Origin of the sequence: Massilia sp. R2A-15 (assembly GCF_030704305.1) — a bacterium.
Lineage (GTDB): Bacteria > Pseudomonadota > Gammaproteobacteria > Burkholderiales > Burkholderiaceae_D > JAFCUW01.
Map to the genome: position 1 here is coordinate 4,313,707 of NZ_CP131935.1, position 19,347 is coordinate 4,333,053.

Genomic DNA, 19,347 nt, shown 5'->3' on the forward strand with positions numbered 1-19,347 from the left:
GCCGGGTGCCGGTTCGAAGTGCGAATCAACCATATATTTGAAATAGGACATAAGTTGCAAATGCTTGAATTTATTAGCACGCACGCGGTGGGGTGGTCCCCGGCAATCCGCGCGACATATCGTTATCGTAACGTTACAACAAAGCACAATTTCGTGATGCACGCGCACAAGTCGCTAACCTGCCACACCCCTGCCGTTCCGCCCTGCCTTCGCTCCACGGCTGCGCGCATCGGCGCGCAGAGAAATTGTCTGCGCTACAACGATTTTTCCGCGCGAACCTTGATTGAAGAACAGTTCGATGCTGGCAATTCTAACATCGTAATTCTGGAATTAGTGTCGGGAAATCTTACAGTGTGGCGAAAAGCATTAAAAATTATTCATTTGTAATACAACCATTCCACCGGGAAATTAAGCCAGGTGACACAATCTTGATCGTGGAAATTGCTTTCCCCTCTGGCGGAGCGGCGCGCCACTCCGGTGGAAGCTGCCCTGGCACCGTGCTGGCAGCGCCGCCAATATCAGGCCCTTGGCACGGTCCGCGCGTGACGCGGACCCAAAACACGTCCTGACAAGCAATATTCGCGTCGGAAAATTTTACAGTGAACTGACGTTTCGCGTCAGAAATGGACGAATCAACAAGTTGCGCGCGGGATGACGTTGTGGGAACGCTTTGCCCGCTCTGCCGGCGGGAGCCCTCGAACGGAAATGGCTTCTGGGAATGGGATCGGCGAGCCCTGCTATTTCTGCGGCTTCGGCGAACGGCTGGCCCGGTCAAGCCGGATCGCGCGAAAAATCGTGAGGGCGATGCACGAGGTAAAAAATAACAAACTGAAGTTATCGATCATGTTGGATGGCCTCGGGATGGCGGTTCAAGGTCGAAAGCGCAGGGGACCCCAGCGCCTCTTCCAGATTCCCCCGCGCAGATAATCTTGCGCCGGGATCTCCACATATTTGTACATCAGCATCGACAGCAAGAGCACCATCAGGAACGAGGTCATCAGGGCAAGCACGCTGACCGGCTGCGAAGCATGCACCCAGCCAGCCTTGAATACGTCGTACACGAAGTAGTGCACCAGGTAGGTGGAATAGGAGATCTCTCCCAGGTACACCAGCACGCGGGCGGACAGGGCTTTCATCACCCAGCCGGTGTCGACGATAAGATACACGACCACCAGGAAAAACAGCGCGGGCACGGTCGCATAGTTCGGCAAGTCGAAGCACAGCACGATCGTCGCCGCGATGGCAATCATCACCGCCACGAACTTGCGGCCGGCGAGCAGCAAGGCCGGATGATAGACGTAAAGTGACCCGGCCAGTGCGCCAAGAAGGAATTCACACAGCGCCCGCACCAGGGGCATGCCCGCTTCCGACGCGCCCAGCGAACGGGCGCCGACGAGGAAGTAGACTGCGGCCAGGGTCGCCGGCATCGCCAACGCGCCAAGCAGATGCGCGCCAACACCGCGAATGCGGGCGCGCAGGAACACGGCAATGAACGGAAACAGCAGGTACACAAACCATTCGGCACTGATCGACCAGGACGGCACGTTCCACGTCAGCGGGCTGCCGGTCCAGGCGTGAACCAGCAACACGCTCTGCCAGAACGCGCTGGCGGTGTATCCAGGAGGCATGCTGCGCGAGGCGGAGGAATAGATGAAGGCGACGGCAAGGACCAGATATGCGCCCAGCATCAGGAGATGGACCGGATAGATCCGGGTGATGCGGTTCCAGTAAAACGTCAGCAGATTATGATTAAAATTTGCGCCAAATTTTTCATAATAGTTAATAAAAATGATGAAGCCGCTGAGGATGAAAAAGAAATCCACCGCCAGGTAGCCATGGTCGACGAATGCCAGCAACCATGTGGGCGTGTCCGGAACCGCGCTGCGCCACAAAGCGATCGAGTGAAAGAACACGACCAGCCACGCGGCCAGGCCGCGAACACTGACCAGATGCACGAGTTTTTTAGCGCTCTTTTGCATGGGAAAAGGCGACCCAGGTTGGAGCGGGGGCTGCGCGCGTCATTTGGTTCAGGCAGATCGCAAGCGAAACCAGATAGAAGATGTAACACTGATACGCAATTCCGATGAACATCCCGCCGACCAGCAACACCGTCAGCGCGTCGGAAAGCCTGGACGCCATGTCGAACATCCACTTTTTTTCCGGGTCCGCGACGACGCGGCGGCGAACCTGGCTCAGCTTCCAGAAGGTCATGCCCAGAATCGACAGATACACGGCAAAACCAATCAGCCCTTGTTCACCCATTACTTCGAAAAATACGTTGTGAAACGCCTTGCCGCGATATTCGTTCGGATCGTAGTACTGCACGCCGCCCTCGCCGACGGACGCGATCCGGTTGAGCTTGAAGGCGTCGAACCCGCCCCCCTGGGGATGTTGAAGGGCAAAGCCCATCGTCCATTTCCACACTTCGATTCGCCCCATCGCCGAAGAGTCCTGCTCGTAGGTTCCGATTGAGGACATGCGATTGCCCCAGGCGGTGCCGCTCAGGTCGAGCTGGGAACCGATCGCCAGCGCGACCGCCAGCGCGATCGCCACGCGCACCTTATGGCGTGAGCGCAATGCGTATAGCGCCACCAGGCAACCGCCCGCGACAAGCCCGGTGCGCGCACCGCTGCCTACGATAGTGAACAGGTCGACGAGGGCCGTCATCGCGATTACGAGCTTGAACATGCGGCTGTTCGGAAAAATGACCGAATGGTTGTAAAGATAATGCATGATCGGCAGTTGCATGACGCACACCGCGGCCAGGGTACTGCTCTCGGCCAGCCCGGAATTGCTGTCGCCCATGATCGCCAATACGCCATAGCCGCCGCCGCCGAGGGCCGCTTTCACGCCTCCCGAGAAGGAGATGGTGGCGATCGAGAACACCATGGTCAGCAAGAACGCTTCGATATGAATCCGCGACCGGATCACGAAGGGAATGAAGCTCGCGAAAATCACTACCTTGAACGCCCAGTCCCATTTGACCCAGGCGCCGACGCCAGGATCGGCAATGGCGGAGGTGAAAGTGATCCACGCGGCGAAGAAGGTGAGCAGGAAGATCGTATTGTCGACAGGAATCTTTTTTTTCTCAGCGCTGGTCAGAAACGAGATCAGCACGACAATCGCGGCGATCATCGCCAGCGGCAATCCGTTAATGATGGAATAGGCCAGCGCCTGCGGCTTGACGATATCGATCCAGACGTAGGCCAGCATTGCCACGAAAGGGTAGGACACCCCAACGAGCAATACATAGAACAGAATTGCCGCCAGAAAGGCACTGCGCATGGAGTAGTCGGATCTTTAGGAAAATTGAAAGATTGCGCACGGGCACGCAGGAAACTAGCTCAGCATTCTACCCCGAAAACCGGAGAGCAACACATATGTACGATTGGAAAATCGCGTCCGGCACAGGGACGCCGATGAGCTATGGTGCGGCTGGCGGGGATCGAACCCACGACCCTTGGCTTCGGAGGCCAATACTCTATCCACTGAGCTACAGCCGCTGGGGGAATCGCTGAAGAGATGCGAAGGATACAGTTTTTCCACGGGCCCGTCTATGCAAAGTAACGGCCGCCGTGCAATTTTCGTTCCAAATCGGATATGTTGCGTCTATAATCGCGGGTTCGGTGGGCGTTGGCAGTTCGTCAATCACAGCCTTCGCCGGCGGGGTTAAAAATAGATTTAAGGAAATCATGAGCGACGCACACATGGAACACCAATCTGCAATCCGTACCCCTAAACAACTGATCGCCGCCGTGGCCGGGTTTTTCCTGGTCACCGTGATCGGCATCATCCTGCTGGTCTCCTTCGTCACCGCCCCCAAGCTGACGGGCGCCGGGACCGAGAGCCAGAGCGCCGAAGCGGTCGCGGCGCGCGTGCGCCCGGTTGCCGACGAAGGCTACACCCTGAAGGACGCAAGCGGACCGAAAGTGCTGCAGAGCGCTGAAGCCGTTTACACCACGACCTGCTCGGCATGCCACGGCAGCGGCGCCGCGGGCGCACCGAAGCTGGGCGACGCCGGCGCATGGAGCCCGCGCATTGCCCAAGGTTACGACACGCTGCTCAAACACGCGCTCGAGGGTATTCGCGCGATGCCGGCCAAAGGGGGCAATCCCGACCTCGACGACGTTGAGGTAGCCCGGGCAGTCGTGTACCTCGCCAACCAGGGCGGCGCGAAATTCAAGGAGCCAGCGGCGCCTGCAGCGGCTGCCGCATCGGCGGCAGCCTCGGAAGCGGCGCAAACGGCGGCAGCGGCGCCAGCCGCGGCTGCCCAGCCGACTGCAGCTACCGGTGAAAAGCTGTATGGCGCAACCTGCGTCGCCTGCCACGGCGCGGGAATCGCCGGCGCCCCGAAGTTCGGCGACAAGGCGGCGTGGACGCCGCGCATCAAGCAAGGCAATGCGGCGCTGTACGATCATGCGATCAAGGGCTTTCAAGGCAAGAACGGGATGATGCCGCCGAAGGGTGGATCGTCGGCCTCGGACGACGAGATCAAGGCGGCTGTCGATTTCATGACTGCAGCTGCAAAATAAGCGCAACTTTTCCGACGCCAGCCGCTCGAATCATCGAGCGGTTTTTTTTGCCCATTGTTTTTTCAGTCTTTGAGCCGCGACGGCAAAAAAATTAGAAAAATACAACATTGGTGGCGTTTATAACATTCCCAACGGCAACCATCGCGGGATGTTTCCCTGCCTCGCCTCGACGTTGCATTAAACGCAATATATTGACGTTTTGCACGAACTTTGTAGGTAAATAAATATTATTTTTAGCCAACTCCCTTGAACTTCGGTTATCTTTTTGTTGTTTTGAGGAAATTTTTGTGGGCTTATTGAACTATTTCAACCCACTGGAAGTTTTCTTGGGGTAATCTTTCGTCTGAAAGCGCGACTTCCCGCTGCTACATGTCATGGAATTGTCATGGATACCCTACTTCAGAAAACCTTTCCCCGCCTGATCGCCTTGATCTGCACGACTTCACTGGTCGCATGCGGCGGTGGCGGCGCCGGGGCCTCGTCGGCGCTCGATGCAGCCGCGCCCGCCGCCACAACCGTCATGGGGGCGACGTTCACCTCGATCGGCTCTCCGACTCTGGCCCCGGTCGCCAAGAAGACCTCGGTGCCGGTCACCAGCGCGACGCTTGAAAGCACGACCAAGGCAGCGCAATCGCAGGTGCCGGTTACCTTCGGCCAGGTGTTCGCCAAGGGCGACGTGCAGCCGAACGTTGAAATGGTCGGCGTGCTGCCGGACGGCAGCACGATCGCCCTGCAGGTCGACGCCAAGGCCAATCACGCGGACGGCTCGCTGCGCCACGCAGTGCTTTCCGCGGTGATGCCGCAACTGGCGCCCGGCCAGAGCACCGTCATCTCCCTCAACAAGACCAGCACCACCCGCGCCGCGCAGTCGAGCACCCCGGCGGCCCTACTTGGCGCCGGCTTTACCGCCGCGGTCAACCTGACGGTCAACGGTCAAGCCTATTCCGTGTCCGCCGACGCGCTTCTGAAGAGCGGCAAATACACCACCTGGCTGGCCGGCCCGCTCGTCAACGAATGGCACGTCTCGGCCCCGCTCAAGACGGCGGCCGGCGTCGAGCATCCGCACCTGAGTGCACGCTTTGCGATCCGCTCGTATACCGGCTTGAACAAGGCGCGGGTTGACGTGACGGTCGAAAACGACTGGGCGTACGAACCGAATCCAAGCAATTTCACCTATGATGCCGCGATTACGGTCGGTGGCCAGACCGCCTACCAGAAACTCGGGCTGACCCACCTGCACCACGCCCGCTGGCGCAAACTGGCGTGGTGGGGAAGCGCGCCGGAAGTTCATATAAAGCATAACCAGGCGTATCTGATTGCCTCGCGCGCGGTTCCTAATTACGACCAGTCCATCACGTTCTCGGAATCGACGCTCGCCGCGCTCCGGTCCGAGTTCTCCGGCAGCGCCACCGAGCCGATGGGCACCGGGATGTCCATTCCCTATATGCCGACCACCGGTGGCCGCAGGGATATCGGCCTGATGCCGGGCTGGGCCGCGACCTACCTGCTGACGATGGACAAGCGCGCCAAGGAGGTCACGCTGGGCACGGCCGACCTGGCTGGAAGCTATTCGTCGCACTACCGCGACAAAAATACCGATCGCCCGATCAGCCTGTTCGATTACCCGTACATGACCATCATCGACCCGCACGTCGAGGATACCCGGAACCCAGCCACGGGCAAGACCGAAGCCTTCCCCGCATGCAACAACTGCGCTACGCCGAACACCTTCGACGGATCGCACCAGCCCGCCCTGGCCTACCTGCCTTATCTGGTGACCGGCGATTACTACTACCTGGAAGAGCTTCAATTCTGGGCAATGGCCAACGTGTTCGCTTCGGTCCCGGACTACCGCGAGAGCATCAAGGGACTGCTCCATACCGACCAGGTGCGCGGACAGGCATGGAGTCTGCGCACCCTGAGCGAGGCGGCATACATCACGCCGGATGGCCATCCCCTTAAACAGACGTTCGAGACGATCCTGTCGAACAACCTCGACTGGTATAACAACAAGTATTCGACCAATCCATCGGCGAATTCGCTTGGCGTGATCATGGAACAGGCACTCGTCTATACGGACGAGACGGGCTTGGCGCCATGGCAGGACGATTACTTTACGGCCGCCGCGGGCCGTGCGGCGGAGCTCGGGTACGACAAGGCAAACGCGCTGGTGGCGTGGAAATCGAAGTTTCCCATTTCGAGGATGACGGGAACCGGCGCGTGCTGGATCGATGCGGCGATCTACAGCATGGTCGTGCGCAGCACCAAGACCGCTCCGCTGTTTGCCGATATCGGCAGCGCCTACCGGGCCAGCCATACTGCAGCGTTCAATGCGCTCGCTTGCGCAGGACCTGAAATGGCTGCATCGCTGGGACTGAAAGTGGGAGAGATGACGGGCTACTCGAGCGCCGTCGACGGCATTCCTTCGACCATGCAGTCTGCCTTGGCATATAGTGCAAAAGCATCGCCGGTGGAAGGCGCCGCGGCGTGGAAGTTGTTCATGAGCCGCAGCGTCAAGCCCGACTACAGCCAGGGTCCGCAGTTCGCCGTCGTGCCCCGCTAAGCAATCGGCGGCACGCCGCCGGCCGCACCCAGACGCCCCGGTCGCAGCAACGCGCCCGGGGCTTTTGCGTTGATGGCAACCAGATCACGCCTGTCGGTATACTTTACAGTTGCCGGGTTGCGCCCCCCTCCGCCCCCGTTTTTCTCATTTGGATCAAAGGCTTGGCCCATTCCCCATGGCCCGGCACGATTATCGCTTAGATAAGATATTCCGCCAAATTGGAGACTCCCATGTCGATTCGCACCTGGAAAGCAATGCTTCTTGGTCTGTCGTTTTTTTGCTGCACATCGGTGTTTGCCGCGACGCTGACTGTCGACGTGACCGGGGTGCCCAGCAACGACGTATTCGGCGCGCCGGGCAATTCAGTGCTCACGTTCAACGTCGGCGCCAACACCGCCATCACCAGCATCACCTACGACGTCAGGCTAACCGCCCGGCCGCCTAGTTTCTTGTCGGAAATCTCATTGGCGCTGACCGATTCATCCGAGTCGGCGGGCGGATTTTTTGTCGCGGGCGGCGACGACGACTTCTCGGGCACCGCCTCTTACGCGGGCGTGCTGGACCTGGTGGCCAGCGGCGGCGCGTTCAGCGTGGGCAGCGACGGCATCCTGCGCCTGGAGTTCTTTGATCAGTTCAAGGATTTGCCGAGCGGCGTGCCGGACGGGATATGGAATTCCGGCACCCTGGTTTTCGGCTTGCAGGAACAAAGCGTGCCTGAGCCCGCCACCGGGCTGCTGATCGGTGCGGGCCTGATCGGGCTTGGCTGCTTCAGCCGCCGGCGGCGCCACGCCTGACCTGCTGTATTATTGGAAGCACGATTACCCTCCAAAGCCGCGTGCCCCGGTCGCGCGGGCCGTCGCGCGGCCCTCTCCCCCTCTTCGCCCCGCCCGATCCCCGTAGTGTTGTCGCACGGACTGGTTACTTGTACCGGTGACAATTTTCCGTTGACCATCTCCCGTACGACGTCCATACTGGACGAAATGCTATGATCGGGCTCGTCGCCGTATTTTACTGGTTGCAACATCAAAATTAACGCAAGGGGTTGAAGTGAGAATTTCAGTTTTCGGACTCGGATACGTAGGGGCGGTTTCCTGTGGTTGCCTGCCTGAGCTCGGCCATCAGGTCATTGGTGTCGATACCAATCCCCTCAAGGTGCAGATGATTAACGACGGCCAGTCGCCGGTGGTCGAGGAAGGCATCAACGAACTGATCACCGCAGCCGTCGCCGCCGGCCGCCTGCGCGCCACCCACGACGTCGAAGACGCCGTGCTCAACTCCGACGTTTCGCTCATTTCGGTCGCAACGCCATCGAATGCCGACTATTCGCCGAACCTGAGCGCGGTCGACGCGGTCATCCGCTCGATCGGCGCCGTCCTGCGCAAGAAGGATGGCCCGCACGTGATCGTGCTGCGCAGCACCGTGCCGCCGGGCACCACCGAAGACCGCATCCTGCCGATCCTGCTCGAAAGCTCGGGCCGCCAGATCGGCGACGGCCTGTCGCTCGTGTTCAACCCGGAGTTCCTGCGCGAAGGCAGCTCCGTCAAGGACTTCCACAATCCGCCGCAGACCGTCGTCGGCAGCCTGGGCGAAGCCGGCTACGCCGCGATGGAAGCGATGTACGCGGGCATTCCGGGCGCGTTCGTGCGCACCACCACCCAGGTGGCCGAATCGGTCAAGTACCTGTGCAATGTGTTCCACGCGCTGAAAATCGTGTTCGCCAACGAGGCCGGCTCGGTGCTCAAGGCCTGCGACCTCGACGGCCGCGAAGTGATGAAGATCTTCTGCCAGGATACCCAGCTCAATATTTCGCCGGCCTACCTGCGTCCCGGTTTCGCCTTCGGCGGCTCCTGCCTGCCCAAGGAAGTGAAGGGTTTCCTGACCATGGCGCGCGACCTCAACGTGCCGATCCCGACCCTGTCGGCGCTGCTCGACAGTAACGAGGCGCACATCAAGCGCGCCTACGACATGATCGCGCGCGACGGCCGCCGCAAGGTCGCGCTGTTCGGCCTGGCGTTCAAGCCGGGTACCGACGACATGCGCGACTCGCCGCTGGTGGCGTTGGCCGAACGCATGCTGGGCAAGGGCTTCGAGCTGGCGATCTTCGACCGCTTCGTCAAGATCAGCCGCCTGCTCGGCAAGAACAAGGAATTCATCGAGCGCGAGATTCCGCACCTCGACCGCCTGCTGTCCGACTCGCCGGAAGCGGTGCTGAAGGACGCCGAAGTGATCGTCATCGGCCACGCCGACGCCGAGGCGCGCCAGGCCATCATCGCGCACGCTAAAGGCCGCCGCATCATCGACTTGTCCGGCTACGCCGACCTGCGCGCCGCGCCGGCCGCCGAGTATGAAGGAATCTGCTGGTGAGCGCAGCCAAGCCGCGCCTGGTCTTCGTCTCGCCGGTCTTCCTGTTTCCCAATGATGCGGGCGGCAAGATCAGGACCACCAACATCCTGCGCGGCCTGAAGGACGGCGCGTTCGAAGTCACGCTGCTCAGTCCCGCCACTTCAGAGCAGATGCAGCGCTGGTCGAAGGAAATCGAAGGCGTCTGCGACGAATTCGTCGCATGGACCCCGCCGCAGCCACGCCCCAACTGGCGGCGCGCGCTCGACCTGGGAGGGGCGCTGCCGATCAATGTCGTCGCCGACCGCACGGCCGAAGGCATGGCCGCCGTGCAGGCGCTGGCGAAGCGGCCCGATATCGACCTGATGGTGTTCGACTTCGTGCATTCGGCAGTCCTGCGCCCGGCCGCACTGGCTTGCCGCAGCGTCTGTTTTACCCACAATGTCGAAGCCGAGATTTTCGCCCGCCACGCCAGCCAGGCCCGCGATCCGCTGCGGCGCTGGATGTGGTCGTCGCAGCACGAAAAAATGCGCCGCTTCGAGCGCGCGGCATTGCGCGACTTCGATGCGGTGGTCGCCGTCTCCGACCGTGACGCCCGCTTTTTCAAGGAGTCCTACGGCGTGGCCGAATCGTTCGCGATCCCGACCGGGGTGGACCTCGAATTCTTCGGCTTCCAGCCGCCACCGGCCGACGCGGCCAAGGCGCCGCCAACGGTGGTGTTTACCGGCTCAATGGACTGGGCCGCCAACATCGACGGCATCCAGTTCTTCCTGGGCCAGGTCTGGCCGCTGGTGCTGGCCGGCCGGCCCGACGCGCGCTTCGTCATCGTCGGGCGCAATCCTCCGGCGTCGCTGCGCGCGCTGGCTCAGGGACTCGACAATGTCGAGTTCACCGGCTTCGTCGACGATGTGCGTCCCTACGTGCACGCGGCCCACGCTTTCGTCATCCCCTTGCTGGTGGGCGGCGGCACCCGCATCAAGGCCTTCGAGGCGATGGCCATGGGCTGCCCGGTCGTCTCCACCGCCATCGGCATCGAAGGCCTGGGCGCGGAAGCCGGCACCCATTACCTCGAACGCGATGATGCGGCCTCGATGGCGGCCGCCCTGCTCGACCTGCTGGGCAATGAAACGCTCAGGAACGAGCTGGCCCACCAGGCGCGCACGCTGGTCGAACAGCGCTTCGGGCACGAGAAAGCGGCGCGCGTGTTCGAGCAGATTTGCCTGCACGCGCTGAAGAAGGACGTTGCGGCGGCAGACGCCTCCGCCGCGCCATTGCCGCCTGCGCTGGCGCTGCCGTAACTACGTTGGCGCAGCGGCCAACGCCGCGCTGAACGAAAAAAGGGCCACGAAATTCGTGGCCCTTGTCATTTTACGCTGGCGGATTTACCAGATGATCACGCGGTCCTTCGGCGCCAGGTACATCTTGTCGCCCGGCTTGACCTTGAACGCGTCGTAGAACGCCGGCTGGTTCATCATCGTGCCGTTGGCGCGGAACTGGCCCGGCGAGTGCGGGTCGGTCTTCACGCGTACGATCATCTGCTCGTCGCGCATCTTGCTGCGCCAGACCTGGCCGAAGCCCATGAAGAAGCGCTGGTCGCCGGTCAGGCCGTCGATCACGGGCGCCTTCTTGCCGTGCAAGGAGATCTTGTAGGCCTTGTAGGCGATCGCCACGCCGGAGTTGTCGCCGATGTTCTCGCCCAGCGTCAGCTCGCCGTTGACGTTATAGCCAGCCAGCGGGCTGTAGCCGGCGTACTGCTTGACTAGCATCTGCGTCTTGGCCTTGAAGTTGGCGTGGTCGGCCGCGGTCCACCAGTCGCGCAGGTTGCCGTCGCCGTCGTACTGCGAGCCCTGGTCGTCGAAGCCGTGGCTGATCTCGTGGCCGATCGCGCCGCCAATGGCGCCGTAGTTGACCGCGTCGTCCGCGTTGGCGTCGAAGAACGGCGGCTGCAGGATCGACGCCGGGAACACGATCTCGTTCATCTCCGGGTTGTAGTAGGCGTTGATGGTCTGCGGCGTCATGCCCCACTCGGCACGGTCGATCGGCTTGCCCAGCTTGTTCAATTCGCGGTTCGATTCCACCGCGCGCGAACGCATCACGTTGCCCACCAGGTCGTCGCGCGAGACCACCAGCGCCGAGTAATCCTTCCACTTGTCCGGATAGCCGATCTTGGTGGTGATCTTGGCCAGCTTGGCCTGCGCTTCCTTCTTGGTCGCCGGAGTCATCCAGTCCAGCTTGTCGATGCTCTGCTTGTAGGCCGCCAGCAGGTTCTTCACCAGCACCTCCATGCGCGCCTTGCGCTCGGCCGGGAAGTGCTTCTCGACGTACAGCTTGCCCAGGCTCTCGCCCATCGCCTGCTCGACCGTGCCCACCGCCCGCTTCCAGCGCGGCTGCATTTCCTTTGCGCCCGACAGCGTGGTGCCGTAGAACGCGAAGCGCGTATCGGCGAACGGCTTGGACAGGAAGTTGGCGTAGGCGGTGACCAGGTGCAGCTGCAGGTAGGCCTTCCAGGTGTCGAGCGAGGTCTGGTTCGACACTTCGGCGAAGCCTTTCAGGTAGCTCGGCTGGCTGACCACGACGTAGCCGACCTTCTGGCTGATGCCGGCGGCGGCCAGGTAGGCGTTCCAGTCGAAGCCCGGCGCCACTTCGGCCATCTTCGCCAGTTCGACCTTGTTGTAGGTCTTGACCGGGTCGCGGTTCTCGACCTTGGTCCACTGCACCTTGGCCAGTTCGGTCTCGAAGCCGACGATCGCCGCGGCGTTGGCGGCGGCGTTCTTGTCGCCGGCCAGCGCCAGCATCTGCTCGGCGTACACGCGGTACTTGGCCCGCGCGTCGGCCATGCGGGCGTCGTCGGCCTTCAGGTAGTAGTCACGGTCGGGCATGCCCAGGCCGCCCTGGCCGATGTCGGCCACGTACTTGGTCGAATCCTTGGCGTCCTGGTGGATGCCGAAGTCGTACGGCACGCCGACGCCCAGCTGGCCCAGGTGCGCCAGCATCGCCGGCAGTTCCGACTTGTCCTTCATGGCGGCGATGCGCGCCAGTTCGGCGCTCAAGGGCGCCAGGCCGAGGGCCTCGACCTTCTGCTCGTCCATGTAGCTGGCGTAGAAGTCGCCGATGCGCTGGGCGTCCGAGCCGGCGGCCGCATGGCTCTTGGCCGCGTCTTCGATGATCGCGCGCAGCTGCGGGCGGATCGCGTCGTCGAGCATGACGAAGGTGCCCCAGCTCGACTTGTCGGCCGGGATCTCGGTGTTCTTGAGCCACTTGCCGTTCAGGTGGGTGAAGAAGTCGTCCTGCACGCGCACGGACGGCTCGATGTACTCGATGGCGATGCCGGAGGTCGGCTTAGCCGGCTTGGCGGCTTGCGCGCTGATGGCGAAGGCGCCGAGGATCACGGCGCTCAGTAAGGTACGTTTCAAATTCATCTCCAGGTTTTTCTTGGTTTGGTATCAAAAACGGGGTCAGGTCCGCAGGACCAGACCCCAGCTTCGTGACGCTGCGGCTGAAAACAGCGGGGTCTGGTCCTGCGGACCTGACCCCATTTGCGTGTTTACCAGATGATGACGCGGTCTTTCGGCGCCAGGTACATCTTGTCGCCCGGCTTGACGTCGAACGCTTCGTAGAACGCCGGCTGGTTCATCATGGTGCCGTTGGCGCGGAACTGGCCCGGCGAATGCGGGTCGGTCTTGATCAGGGAGATCTGCTGCTCGTCGCGCACCTTGCTGCGCCAGACCTGGCCGAAGCCCATGAAGAAGCGCTGGTCGCCGGTGAAGCCGTCGATCACCGGCGCCGGCTTGCCGCCCAGCGAAATCTTGTAGGCCTTGTACGCCACCGCGACGCCGGAGTTGTCGCCGATGTTCTCGCCCAGGGTCAGCGCGCCGTTGACGTTGTAGCCCGGCAGCGGGCTGTAGCCGTTGTACTGGCGCGTCAGCGCGTCGGCCTTGGCCTGGAACGCGGCGCGGTCTTCCTTGGTCCACCAGTCGCGCAGGTTGCCGTCGCCGTCGGACTGGCTGCCCTTGTCGTCGAAGCCGTGGCTGATCTCGTGGCCGATCACGGCGCCGATCGCGCCGTAGTTGACCGCGTCGTCGGCGCGCATGTCGAAGAACGGCGGCTGCAGGATCGAGGCCGGGAACACGATCTCGTTCATCGTCGAGTTGTAGTAGGCGTTCACCGTCTGCGGCGTCATGCCCCACTCTTCGCGGTCGATCGGCTTGCCCAGCTTGTTGATGCCGCGGTTGTACGCAAAGGTCCGCGCGCGCATCATGTTGCCGGCCAGGTCGCCCTGCTTGATGGTCAGCGCCGAGTAGTCGCGCCACTTGTTCGGGTAGCCGATCTTCGGCGAGAACTTGGCCAGCTTGGCCTGCGCTTCCTTCTTCGTCGCAGGGCTCATCCAGTCGAGCGTGTCGATGCTCTGCTTATAGGCCTCGAGCATGTTCTTGACCAGCTGCTCCATGCGCGCCTTGCGCTCCGGCGGGAAGTACTGCGCCACGTACTGGCGGCCGACCGCTTCGCCCATCACGCCTTCGACGGTGGCCACGCCGTTCTTCCAGCGCGGCTGGTTTTCCTTGGTGCCCGAAATGACCTTGCCATAGAAGGCGAAGTTCGCGTCGTAGAAGTCCTTCGACAGGTACGGCGAGTAGGCGCGCAGCAGCTGCCAGGCGAAGTACGATTTCCACGTCGCCAGGTCGGTCTGCTCCAACACCTGGTTAAAGCCCGTCAGGTAGCTCGGCTGGTTGACGATCACGTAGTCCACCTTGCCCGCCACGCCGGCCGCGGCCAGCGCCTGCTTCCAGTCGTAGCCCGGGGTCAGCGCGCCCAGCTGGTCGAAGTTCATCTTGTTGTAGCGCTTGACCGGGTCGCGGTTCTCGACCTTGGTCCATTGCGCCTGCGCCAGTGCGGTTTCCAGCGCGACGATCGCCTTGGCGGCGCCGGCCGGGTCCTTCTCGCCGCCCATGCCGAGGATCTTCGCCACGTGCAGCTCGTACTGGGCGCGCGCGTCGGCCAGCTTGGCGTCGTCCTTCTTCAGGTAGTAGTCGCGATCCGGCAGGCCCAGGCCGCTCTGGCTCAGGTTGACGGCGTAGCGGGTCGATTCGCGCGCGTCCTGCGAGACGAAGAACGCGTACGGGGTGGCCACGCCGATCTGCGCCAGGTGCGCCATCAGCGCCGGGATCGCCTTCTTGTCGCGCAGCGCGTGGATGCGCTGCAGCTCGCCCGTCAGCGGCTTGTAGCCCAGCTTGTCGAGATGCTGCTCGTCCATGTAGCTGGCGTACAGGTCGCCGATCTTCTGCACGTCGGTGCCGGCCTTCTTGTGGCCGTCCTTCTGCGCCGCCTCGATGATGCCGCGCAGCTGCGGGGTCAGGTCGTCGCGCATCTTGGCAAAAGTGCCCCAGCTCGACTTGTCCGACGGGATCTCGGTGGTGCGCAGCCATTCGCCGTTGAGGTAGGTGAAGAAATCGTCCTGCGCCCGCACGGACGGCTGCATGTATTCCTTGGCAATGCCGGAAATCGGCGCAGAAGGAGTGGCGGTTTCCGCGGCGCCAGCAAAGGCGGCGACCAGGCTCAAGGTAAGGGTGCTCAGCAATAATGGCTTCAAGACGGTGTCCTCATGGGGCAGGGAAAAAAGGGGACGGCGGGTAGCCGGTGGGCAAATGTATCATAGGCGCCGGCCCCGTGGTTACAGCTTCATTTCAAGTTTTATGCTAAATGTTGCATAAGTGTGCGCGGTGACGAAGGCCGAATGCGCCACGTCCTCGCTGGTGAGCGTGCGCCCGCTGTCGTAGTCGTCGGCGAACAGGTTGTTGGCGGCCACCCGCAGCTGGTAGCGCGGATTGAATTTCCACAGGCCGTACAGGTCGAGCTGGCGCTTGACGCCGCTGCTGACCAGTTCGGTTTTGCTGGTTTGCACCAGGATAGGCGGCGTCCAGTTCAGGCCGCCGCCGACGGTCAGCGGCAGCGACTTCAGGCGCCAGTCGAGGCCGAAGTTGGCGGTCTGCTTTGCCTGCTGGTCGAGCCGGTTGTTCGGGCCGGGAATGCCGTCCACATTCGACCAGAACCGGCTGTAGTTCGAGCGCAGGTCGATGTTCGGCGCACCGGCCATCACCTCGGTCAGCGGGAACTTCGCTTCCAGTTCGATGCCGCTGGTGCGCGCATGGTCGATGTTGATCGGGCTCGACACGTACTTCAGGCCGCGGCTGGTCATCTGCTTGGTGGTTTCGCGCCGCATCAGGTTGTCGATGTCGCGCACGAAGGCGCTGGCCGAGACGATGCCGCTCTTGCCCAGGTAATGTTCGTAGGCGAGGTCGAGGCCCTTGGCCAGCTCGGGCTTCAGGTTCGGGTTGCCGATGCGGTCGGGGCGGGTCTCGCGGTTGTCGCTGGAGAATGTCGGCGTTGCGATCAGGTCGTTCAGGGCCGGCGCGCGGTAGCTCTGGGTCAGCGCGGCGCGCACCTGGTCCTTCGCGTGGCCGGGAATCCGGTACACCGTGTGCAGCACCGGGCTCCACACGCGGCTGGTGTTCGACACGTCGGCGCCGCTGCTGGTGGAGGTGGTGCGGATGCCTTCCCAGCGCAGGCCGAGGTAGGCCGACCACTGCGGCGTGATGTCCCACTCGTCCTGCACGAAGGCGGCCATGCGGCGCGTGTCGGCCGTCAGGCTGGCGCCGGAGTCGTCGAATAGCGGGTCGCCGTTGTCGAGCGCGACGTGGGTCTGGTCGCGGTGGTTCGCTTCGATGTCCCAGCCGGCCGCCAGCAGGTGGCCCTTGCCGATCGGCGTGGTGTACTTGCCGCCCGTGTTCAGGCCATGGTCGCGCGTGCTGTCGCTGTCGGTGTAGGCTTTTTTCGGCACGCCCGCAGCGTCGAAGGTGCTGCGCAAGGTGTCGCTGTCGCTCTTGCCGCCGCCGAAACCGAACTTCACGTCCAGCTTGGCGCCGCCGCCCATCTTGTGCACCCAGTTGCCGAAGCCGCGCAGAAAAGTGGACGTGGACGACGTATCGCCCAGCTGGCGCGCATAGGCCTGCCGCTCCGGCTTGCCGACGGACTGCGTCATGTCGCTCTGGGACTGGCTGCTATTGTCGTTGTGGACCAGGAAGGGCTGGAAGGTCAGCGTGTCGCCACTGTCGAACTTGTACGACAGGCGCGGCGACAGGTGGATGCCGCGCGAGATCCCGTCGCTCTGGTCGTGCACTTGCTGCTCGAGCTCCACGGGCCCGGCCAGCGCCTGGTCGATGTTGTGGGTGCTGCTTTCGTCATGGCGCCGGTTCTCGAAAACCGAGGCGCTCATCAGCCAGGTCAGCTTGCCGGCCTTGCCCGGCACCGTCACCGACAAGTTCGGGCTGTGGCGGCCCTGCTCGATGCTGTCGGTCAGGCGCAGCTGGATGTCCTTCTGCTGGTAGCCCTCGCGCAGCACGATGTTGATGGTGCCGGCGATCGCCTGGGTGCTGTGCTCGGCGACCGGGCCGCGGATGATTTCGATGCGCTCGACCTGGTCGGGCGAGAGCGATTCGAGCGAGAAGCCGCCCGGCGGCTTTTCGCCGTTGACCAGCATCTGGGTATAGCCGTTGCCCAGGCCGCGCATGCGCACCCCGCCGCCGCCGCGCCCCGGGCGCCCGCCCACGGTCACGCCGGGCAGCCGCTTGAGGATCTCGCCCACGCTGGTGTCGCCGTTGCGGTCCAGTTCCTCGCGGCCGAACACCATCTTCGAGGCGGTCGACAGGCGCCGCGTTTCGATGTCGTCGGCGCGCGTGCCCTGCACCACCACGCTCTGCACCTTGGCGGCGGGCGCGGCGGCCTTGGGGTCCGCGGATTTTTCCGGCGCCCCCGGCTCGGCCTGCTGTGCGAACGTGGAGGACGCGCTGCCGATCAGGGCGATGCAGGCGATGGGAATCAGTCTATTCATGGAGCGGGACGGGCCCGGGCGTGCGGGCGGGGTCATTCGGGATCGGGGATTCTAGCGGCGGAACGGCGGCGGCGACCGGGCGGCCGCCGTTTTTTACTTTACGATACACAAGCGTTGTTATTACGCGCCGGGCAGGCCCATGCCGGCGCCGCGCTTGCCGCCGCCCATGCCGCGGCCCTTGCCCCTGCCCTCCTCGCCCGCGCGCGGGGCCGCGTGGCGCTGCTCGCTGTCGGGCACCCGCATCAACTGCTCGGCCGCCATCGCCGCCACCTGCTGGCGCTGGCCGTCGTCGAGCGCGTCGTTCACGCCCAGCCACAGTTCGCGCAACTGCCTGTCCTCCTGGGCGCTGGCGGCCGCCTCCGCTTCGAGCGCGGCGTTCAGCTCGCGCAGCTCCGCCTTGGGCACACCCAGGCCGGCCTTCAGCGCCGCCTGCAGGCGTTCGCGCCTGGCCTCGCGCTCGCGCAGGATCGCCTTGCTGCGTCCTTCCACCTGCAGCCACAGGGTTTGCTGGTTGGCGTTGAGCTTGAGTTCCTGGCGAAATTCGGACGCCATTGGCACCAAGTCTTCGGCGCGCATCTCCATCACCGGGGTGGCGAGCGCGGCCGCGCAGGCGGAGGCGAGCACCGCGGCGGCAAAGGTGCGGCGGATCGGGAATAGGGTCATGACGGGCTCCGGGCGAAAAAAAGCCCACGGGGGGCCATGGGCTAAACCACTTCAAGGGTGGGGAGAGAAAACGATTTCACTATAGGCTGGCATTTCGACAATGCTGCCGAAAATTACAATTGCTTACTGCTGAGATGCGAATCGAAACACGGGCTTACATTCCGTGACATCGTGGCTGGGGGGTTGGCGTCCGGACAGCGAAGGCCCGGCGGATGCGCCGATTGAGACCGGCGGGGATATGAGATGGGGAAGCCGTGCGGCGAGAAAGGGGGAACTCGCGGACGCGAGAACCCCTGTTAAGACTTCTTGCGGGTCAGGCGCGCGCGCCGCCGCTCGTCAGGTTGTCGACATACCAGTCCATCGCCTGCTTGAGTCCTTCGCCGATCCTGTGGGTCGGCGCGTAACCCAGCTTTTCCGCTGCCTTCGAGATATCGGCCTGCGAATGGCGCACGTCGCCCGCGCGGAACGCCACATACTCCGGCTTGTGATCGCGCAAGTGGGGGAAACGATCCTGCAGCAGCTCGCACATCATCCGGTGCAGCTGATTGAGGCTGGTGCGGTCGTTGAGCGCGACGTTGTACACCTCGTTGGCAATGCCAGGTCCTTGCGTCAGGGCGGCCAGCAGGTTCGCTTGCACCACGTTGTCGATGAAACAGAAGTCGCGGCTGGTCTCTCCATCGCCGTTGATGAACAGCGTCTTGTTGCCGATCAGCGAGGCAATCCATTGCGGAATCACCGCGGCGTAGGCGCCGTGCGGATCCTGCCGCGGGCCGAACACGTTGAAATAGCGCAGACCCACAGACTCGGTGCCGTAGGTGCGGCCGAATACGTTGGCGTACAGCTCATTGACATACTTCGTGACGGCGTAGGGCGACAGGGGATTGCCGATCACCGGTTCTACTTTGGGCAGGCTCGGGTGATCGCCATAGGTCGAGCTGGAGGCCGCGTAGACAAACCGCTTGACCTTGGCATCGCGCATCGCGACGAGCATGTTGAGGAAGCCGGTGACGTTCGTTTCGTTGGTGGCGACCGGATCGTTGATCGAGCGCGACACCGATCCCAGCGCAGCCTGGTGCAGCACGTAGTCCACGCCTTCGCAGGCGCGCGCGCAATCGGCGGCGACGCGGATATCGCCCTCGATGAAGGTGAAGCGCGACCACGCTTCCGGCCCGACCAGCGATTGCACCTGATCGAGATTGTGCCGGTGGCCGGTCGCGAAATTGTCGAGGCCCGTCACTCGCTGGCCCAGCTTGAGCAGTGCCTCGACCAGGTTCGATCCAATGAAGCCAGCCGCACCGGTCACCAGCCAGTGGTGGCTCTGCTGGCGTAGTTGTTGTTCAATGTCGTTAAATTTGGTCACAGCC

13 protein-coding genes and 1 tRNA gene are annotated in these 19,347 nt (G+C 63.0%); 6 read left to right on the forward strand and 8 right to left on the reverse strand.

What is annotated here, in order from left to right:
- Nucleotides 1-60 precede the first annotated feature (60 nt).
- Nucleotides 61-387, forward strand: a complete 327-nt coding sequence (locus tag Q4S45_RS19840) for a hypothetical protein (protein WP_305507129.1) — start codon at nucleotides 61-63, stop codon at nucleotides 385-387.
- A 482-nt stretch (nucleotides 388-869) separates the two neighbouring features.
- On the opposite strand, the gene Q4S45_RS19845 is transcribed toward Q4S45_RS19840, so the two are convergent.
- The 3 genes from Q4S45_RS19845 to Q4S45_RS19855 all read right to left on the reverse strand — a co-directional run bounded on the left by Q4S45_RS19845 (nucleotide 870) and on the right by Q4S45_RS19855 (nucleotide 3,503).
- Nucleotides 870-1,979, reverse strand: a complete 1,110-nt coding sequence (locus tag Q4S45_RS19845; protein WP_305507130.1) for an acyltransferase — start codon at nucleotides 1,977-1,979, stop codon at nucleotides 870-872.
- The gene (locus Q4S45_RS19850; protein WP_305507131.1) at nucleotides 1,963-3,285 is read right to left on the reverse strand and encodes a putative O-glycosylation ligase, exosortase A system-associated; all 1,323 of its coding nucleotides are present in this window, start codon (nucleotides 3,283-3,285) and stop codon (nucleotides 1,963-1,965) included. The genes Q4S45_RS19845 and Q4S45_RS19850 overlap by 17 nt, the downstream gene beginning before the upstream one ends.
- Nucleotides 3,286-3,427: 142 nt before the next feature.
- A tRNA-Arg gene (locus Q4S45_RS19855) sits at nucleotides 3,428-3,503 on the reverse strand.
- 189 nt (nucleotides 3,504-3,692) lie between these two features.
- Between Q4S45_RS19855 and Q4S45_RS19860 the strand changes: the two genes are divergently transcribed.
- The 5 genes from Q4S45_RS19860 to Q4S45_RS19880 all read left to right on the forward strand — a co-directional run bounded on the left by Q4S45_RS19860 (nucleotide 3,693) and on the right by Q4S45_RS19880 (nucleotide 10,733).
- The gene (locus Q4S45_RS19860) at nucleotides 3,693-4,532 is read left to right on the forward strand and encodes a cytochrome c5 family protein (protein WP_305507132.1); all 840 of its coding nucleotides are present in this window, start codon (nucleotides 3,693-3,695) and stop codon (nucleotides 4,530-4,532) included.
- Between the two features lie 385 nt (nucleotides 4,533-4,917).
- Nucleotides 4,918-7,095, forward strand: a complete 2,178-nt coding sequence (locus tag Q4S45_RS19865; RefSeq protein WP_305507133.1) for a hypothetical protein — start codon at nucleotides 4,918-4,920, stop codon at nucleotides 7,093-7,095.
- 230 nt (nucleotides 7,096-7,325) lie between these two features.
- Nucleotides 7,326-7,889, forward strand: a complete 564-nt coding sequence (locus Q4S45_RS19870) for a PEP-CTERM sorting domain-containing protein (RefSeq protein WP_305507134.1) — start codon at nucleotides 7,326-7,328, stop codon at nucleotides 7,887-7,889.
- A gap of 253 nt (nucleotides 7,890-8,142) precedes the next feature.
- On the forward strand, nucleotides 8,143-9,459 hold the full coding sequence (locus tag Q4S45_RS19875; RefSeq protein ID WP_305507135.1) for a nucleotide sugar dehydrogenase: 1,317 nt from the start codon (nucleotides 8,143-8,145) through the stop codon (nucleotides 9,457-9,459).
- A complete protein-coding gene (locus Q4S45_RS19880; protein ID WP_305507136.1) occupies nucleotides 9,456-10,733 on the forward strand; it encodes a glycosyltransferase in 1,278 nt (425 codons plus the stop codon). Before Q4S45_RS19875 ends, Q4S45_RS19880 begins: the two co-directional genes overlap by 4 nt.
- Before the next feature lie 84 nt (nucleotides 10,734-10,817).
- Here the strand turns inward: Q4S45_RS19880 and Q4S45_RS19885 are convergent, their stop codons facing one another.
- The 5 genes from Q4S45_RS19885 to Q4S45_RS19905 all read right to left on the reverse strand — a co-directional run bounded on the left by Q4S45_RS19885 (nucleotide 10,818) and on the right by Q4S45_RS19905 (nucleotide 19,343).
- On the reverse strand, nucleotides 10,818-12,854 hold the full coding sequence (locus tag Q4S45_RS19885) for a M13 family metallopeptidase (protein ID WP_305507137.1): 2,037 nt from the start codon (nucleotides 12,852-12,854) through the stop codon (nucleotides 10,818-10,820).
- A gap of 125 nt (nucleotides 12,855-12,979) precedes the next feature.
- The gene (locus Q4S45_RS19890; RefSeq protein ID WP_305507138.1) at nucleotides 12,980-15,022 is read right to left on the reverse strand and encodes a M13 family metallopeptidase; all 2,043 of its coding nucleotides are present in this window, start codon (nucleotides 15,020-15,022) and stop codon (nucleotides 12,980-12,982) included.
- A gap of 81 nt (nucleotides 15,023-15,103) precedes the next feature.
- Nucleotides 15,104-17,320, reverse strand: a complete 2,217-nt coding sequence (locus tag Q4S45_RS19895; protein WP_305507139.1) for a TonB-dependent siderophore receptor — start codon at nucleotides 17,318-17,320, stop codon at nucleotides 15,104-15,106.
- A 120-nt stretch (nucleotides 17,321-17,440) separates the two neighbouring features.
- Nucleotides 17,441-17,983: a hypothetical protein gene (locus Q4S45_RS19900; RefSeq protein WP_305507140.1), complete on the reverse strand. Its 543-nt coding sequence runs from the start codon at nucleotides 17,981-17,983 to the stop codon at nucleotides 17,441-17,443.
- 313 nt (nucleotides 17,984-18,296) lie between these two features.
- Nucleotides 18,297-19,343, reverse strand: a complete 1,047-nt coding sequence (locus Q4S45_RS19905) for an SDR family oxidoreductase (protein ID WP_305507141.1) — start codon at nucleotides 19,341-19,343, stop codon at nucleotides 18,297-18,299.
- Between the last annotated feature and the right edge of the window lie 4 nt (nucleotides 19,344-19,347).

Excerpts from the sequence above, each read along its gene's own strand:
- Q4S45_RS19840 (WP_305507129.1), top strand. The coding sequence starts at position 61 with ATGCTTGAATTTATTAGCACGCACGCGGTGGGGTGGTCCCCGGCAATC.
- Q4S45_RS19845 (WP_305507130.1), bottom strand. The coding sequence starts at position 1,979 with ATGCAAAAGAGCGCTAAAAAACTCGTGCATCTGGTCAGTGTTCGCGGC.
- Q4S45_RS19850 (WP_305507131.1), bottom strand. The coding sequence starts at position 3,285 with ATGCGCAGTGCCTTTCTGGCGGCAATTCTGTTCTATGTATTGCTCGTT.
- Q4S45_RS19860 (WP_305507132.1), top strand. The coding sequence starts at position 3,693 with ATGAGCGACGCACACATGGAACACCAATCTGCAATCCGTACCCCTAAA.
- Q4S45_RS19865 (WP_305507133.1), top strand. The coding sequence starts at position 4,918 with ATGGATACCCTACTTCAGAAAACCTTTCCCCGCCTGATCGCCTTGATC.
- Q4S45_RS19870 (WP_305507134.1), top strand. The coding sequence starts at position 7,326 with ATGTCGATTCGCACCTGGAAAGCAATGCTTCTTGGTCTGTCGTTTTTT.
- Q4S45_RS19885 (WP_305507137.1), bottom strand. The coding sequence starts at position 12,854 with ATGAATTTGAAACGTACCTTACTGAGCGCCGTGATCCTCGGCGCCTTC.
- Q4S45_RS19895 (WP_305507139.1), bottom strand. The coding sequence starts at position 17,320 with ATGAATAGACTGATTCCCATCGCCTGCATCGCCCTGATCGGCAGCGCG.
- Q4S45_RS19900 (WP_305507140.1), bottom strand. The coding sequence starts at position 17,983 with ATGACCCTATTCCCGATCCGCCGCACCTTTGCCGCCGCGGTGCTCGCC.